This is a genomic window from Pseudomonas sp. MF6776 (genome assembly GCF_016613125.1).
Classification (GTDB): Bacteria; Pseudomonadota; Gammaproteobacteria; order Pseudomonadales; family Pseudomonadaceae; genus Aquipseudomonas; species Aquipseudomonas iridis.
On record NZ_JAENSQ010000112.1, the window covers coordinates 1 to 560 of the forward strand.

General features: G+C 61.4%; 1 protein-coding gene. It reads left to right on the forward strand.

Going from position 1 to position 560, the window contains the following annotated elements; genetic code table 11:
- The coding region (locus tag JJD74_RS30665) for a CorA family divalent cation transporter (protein WP_325167040.1) at window positions 1–560 on the forward strand (560 nt) is incomplete at both ends.

A 560-nucleotide genomic window follows, 5' to 3' on the forward strand; every position in this document is an offset into this window, starting at 1 on the left:
AACGCGATGCACCCGCTGTGCCCGCCCAAGCTCGAGGTCTACAACGATGAGTTGTACGTCGTCGCGCAGACCGCCGAGCTGGTCGGCGACCGGATCAGCTACGGCAAGATGGCGATCTTCACCGGTCACAATCACCTTATCACCGTGCGGCACGGCAATGCCGGAGCGCTGGGCAAACTTCGGGAGCAACTCGAGGCATCGCCGACGCAGTTCGGCAAGGGTGTCGACTATGTGCTGCACGCGATCTTGCATCGCGTGGTCGACCAGTATCTGCCCATCTTCGAAATGATCGAGGACGACGTCCTGGCGATGGAGCGACGGTCGCTGCACGATTTCCTCGGGCCAGAAGAGGTGGCGCGAATCTTCGAACTAAGGTCCGAACTCACGCGGTTCCAGCGCACGCTCGGGGCTATGGCCGAGCTGGTGCGAAAGCTCGTTCGCGGCCACTTTCCCTGCATCAGCGCCGAAATGACACCATATTTCCACGACGTCGCGGACCATGTCCACCGCGTGCAGTCCATGGTCGACGGCCTCCTGCTTGTCCTGTCCACGGTCTTTGA